This window comes from Anoxybacillus thermarum, from assembly GCF_000836725.1.
Lineage (GTDB): Bacteria > Bacillota > Bacilli > Bacillales > Anoxybacillaceae > Anoxybacillus > Anoxybacillus thermarum.
In genome coordinates this window covers 1-3751 of sequence record NZ_JXTH01000105.1, presented here as the reverse complement: position 1 = coordinate 3751, position 3751 = coordinate 1, and the positions used below count along the sequence as shown (strand labels likewise).

Annotated in this window: 2 protein-coding genes and 3 pseudogenes; 1 reads left to right on the top strand and 4 read right to left on the bottom strand. The window is 43.4% G+C overall.

Translation table 11 applies throughout. The annotated features are described in order from the left end of the window. Window positions 1-145, top strand: a pseudogene (locus LH47_RS15730) (UPF0236 family protein); the annotation flags it as partial. Between the two features lie 490 nt (window positions 146-635). Here the strand turns inward: LH47_RS15730 and LH47_RS14335 are convergent. The 4 genes and pseudogenes from LH47_RS14335 to LH47_RS15725 form a co-directional block, all read right to left on the bottom strand. Continuing rightward, on the bottom strand, window positions 636-1016 hold the full coding sequence (locus tag LH47_RS14335; protein WP_052585063.1) for a hypothetical protein: 381 nt from the start codon (window positions 1014-1016) through the stop codon (window positions 636-638). 9 nt (window positions 1017-1025) lie between these two features. Continuing rightward, complete coding sequence (locus LH47_RS14330) at window positions 1026-1388, bottom strand: hypothetical protein (RefSeq protein ID WP_043968640.1); 363 nt, start codon at window positions 1386-1388, stop codon at window positions 1026-1028. An 86-nt stretch (window positions 1389-1474) separates the two neighbouring features. Beyond that, a pseudogene (locus LH47_RS14325) lies at window positions 1475-2662 on the bottom strand (IS701 family transposase). A gap of 255 nt (window positions 2663-2917) precedes the next feature. Next, window positions 2918-3751, bottom strand: a pseudogene (locus LH47_RS15725) (IS630-like element ISBs2 family transposase); the annotation flags it as partial.

Genomic DNA, 3751 nt, shown 5'->3' with positions numbered 1-3751 from the left:
GTCCAAGCGGGTTGAACAGGCCAAACGGAAGGCAGGACGGTTGTGGGCAGATGTGGTGCGTCAGAATCTACCGTGTCTGCAGCGGTCATCCGGGACGCCGATCCATCAAGCGTTGTCGGCGCTTCGGGATTTTGGTTGGGTGTAAAAAAATGGAATACAATATCATCACTTCAAGATGAGGGATGAGAGTCCAAAAGCGCTTACGATATCAATTCCTGAAAATGGTTCGCTAACTAGTGATTGACAACACCCGTAGTGAACCGAAAAAATGTTCTCCACAAAGTCTTGACTGACTCTTGGATGTTTTTTCTACTATGCATATGCATCGAAGGCATGTTATCATTCTTATAGAACAAGCGAGCAAGCCTCGCAAAATTTATCCATTCGTCCGGTGTGGCTCACCGGACTTTATTTTTTATACAAAAAAACCCCGCTCGCATAGCAAGCAGGGTGTCGCTAACGCCCTCGGCAGGATAATAACCATATACCTAAAAGTATTGATATTTCAATATTTGAGCCACACGTTCTTTTGTATCGTGCAAAATTTGTGCAAAATTATTTTCGGTTGCTATCCCGTGCAAAAAAGGCGGAGCGATCCGCCTTCTTTTCTTCTTCCATTGTTTTCAAACACCGACCTATACTTCCTCCAACTGAACCTGCTTACAAATAATTTTTAGCAATGGCTCTTTATAATCAAAGGTATAGATATGAAAATGATGAAATACGCTTGAATTTGCTTCTACATTTTCGAAGCGAATAATAGTGAACAAGCTATCAAAATGGATATCATCCCTTGACATTTCTAGTATCTCTTTTTTTAGTTTGTACTCCACAGCCAGGCAATCCTTAAAATGCAACGCTAATATTCTGTTTTCTTCCCTATTCTCCTGTGTATCCCAATAATAGTCGATCATTATAGATAAATCTAACGGATTGTTCCATTTCATATCCGTTATAATACTATCCGTGAAATCAAAATGATCTTTGATTTCACTATAATTGTTGGCGACGATCATTTTATTCACCTACTTTCCAAAATAAAAATGCGTCAAATCTCTTAATTCTTTTCTAGTAGCGTTAGAAGGAAAGTTACCATTTTTGTCAAGATAATTCCCTGACTTATTTTGCACTCTGAAGTAAGGTGTTCCTTCCCCCGGGCTTGCATGAATACGTGCTACCATTCCTGTATTGGGATCTATAAATATAGTGGCCGGGCCACTTTTTCTACCACCGGGTTGCACCTCCTTTTTCCATCCTTGCTTTTCAAGATATTTAATTAATTCGGATGGACTGGTATTTTTAGCAAGTTGTTCAAGGTCGGAATATTTCCCGATTATTTTCCCAAAAGAATTTATTTCACTGAAAAATTGTAAGTCCATCTTTAACAATAGTTTTTCTCCTGTCTTACTTACTGTAGATGAGCATTTTTGTTAACAATGATTACCATACGAAAAAGAGACAAACGGGGTACCCCTTATGCCACGTGGAGCTGTTTTTTCACGGCATCAATGGGAATATTTTGTTTTGCTGCACGATAAATGAACTCCACGAGGCTATGTCCTTTTCTCTTGCGCAGGAGATCGAGCCCATCCGAAACATCACTGTTCGACTCGAACATGCTGTACACATACGCAAGTTGCACCACCGCCCAATACCGTTTCACCGCCCGAACGTGGCGAACGCGGTACCCATCGAGCTTCAGCTGGTCTTTTGCCTGCCGGAAAAAGCATTCGATCGTCCAGCGCTGGGCATAGTAACGCAAGATGTCTTCGTCACTCAGCTCCCGGTCGGTGCTCAATATGACATGGAGATGATCCGGCGTCATCGGTTGATCCGCCTTCCAAGCCAGCAGCACCACCGCGTCATCAAGACCGTTGAGCGCGCCTTCGTAGCGGTAGACACGATAGCGCTCGTTCCCCACCGTGACGAGGCGGGTGTCTTTGGACTCGATATAGCGGGCAAACTCCTTCGCTTGGATGGCGATACCTTTCGGGTAGAGAATCCGGTTCGTCTTGAGCATCGCGATGACATGGAATCCCTGTTTCAAGCAGGCTTCAATGAGCTTTTTGGACGGATACCACGAATCCATGAGCACATACACCGGCTGAGCCCGCTTCACCTTGAGCGAGGAAAGCATCTCGATCGCCAGGTCGATCTTGCTTTTTCCCGCTTTCTTGTCATACAGGCGGAACGCAAATGGGAACGCCTGCGTGAAGGTGTGCACCATCAGCCAAACGAGCGAATGCCCCCAGACCGATTGATGATCTTTATGCGAGTAGTGCCAATCACACCCTTGAATGGCGTGTGTTGCCCGTGACGAGGGCTTCGTTTTTTGGCAAATCGTATCATCAATCGAAACAAAAAGGGGTTGATTCTTCCGTTTGGCCAGTCGTTCGACCTAGGAAAGGATCCACTCTTGAAGCTTCCCAAGCAGCCTTTCCTCGTTCCAAGGGCTTTTCGTGAAAAAGTGACGGAGCGTCGTTCGATGATTCGGATGAAAGCTCCAGTAATGAATATCAGTCAATGTTCCCGAGAATCCCTTGGTGGTCAAGGCATCGACAATATGAATGAGATGCTTGATGACCGATTTGGAAAGCTGCAGCGTCAACCCCAGCGTGAAGAAAAACTTGTGGATTCCTTGGTGATGTGCTAATCTATTCATGAGACATGAACCTCCTTGTGGATAGTTGGTGGTACATCTATTCTAACCAAGGAATCGGGTTCATGTCTCCTTTTTTGTTTAGTTTGTAAATTTATGTTAGCAAATTTGCTCATCTACAGTACTGTATTGAAAATCAAATTGGCTATGCGGAAACATGGCAACGCAATATTAATCTAGGAAAAAAGACAAATCAAAACTTTGTCAATATTCCTCTCGGTAACATAAAAGAAAAACTATATAAGTTGAATTAAAGATTTACAACTGAACACACAAACGATCGATCGTTTGTTCTGGTTTCTGGTTGATTCGCTGAATAAAGGCTTGGACATTCTTTCTAATTTCTTGCACACTCGAATAGAACACGTTGTAAATCACGTCTGATTTCAGCCATTTCCATAGCCCTTCAATCAAGTTCAATTGCGGACTGTATGGTGGCAAAAAGACGAGCTCTAACCGATCTTCGTGTTCTTTTAAAAATGGCTGAATGAGTTTGACATGGTGAATTCGAGCGTTATCTAAAATCATCACTATTTTGCCTGTGGGATAGCGTTCTAACACAAGTTGAAGAAATCGAAGAAATGTTTCCGCGTCATAGCGTTCTTCTTCGATGCAAAACACTTCCCCTGTTTCGTAGTTCAACGTGCCAATCAGCTTCAGCCCTTGATGTTTTCCAAACATCGGAATGATTCGTTGTTTTCCTTTGACAAACCATGTTTTTTGAATCGCTTGGTAATCACGAATCATCGACTCATCTTGAAAGAGGACATGGGCGATGTTCCCATCTACCAGTTTTTTTTTACTTCAGGGAAGGTGATTTCGACGAATTCTTTTTGTTTCTCTTCATCGGCATTGGCTAGTGTATAGGTCGGTTTCGTATAGCTTAGCCCTAACCGATGCAGAATGTCACTTGTTCCGCGAAGCGTGTATGTTGGCCCCCACTTTTGTTGAATGAGTTCAGCGATTATCGCAAGCGTCCAATTATATTTTGCTTCGAATCCCACATCTACGGGGAGCTGATGTTCAATGATCAAAGCCAGCTCTTTTTCCTGCTCAGGGGTCAATCGACGTGGGGCGCCAGGTGAGTATTTC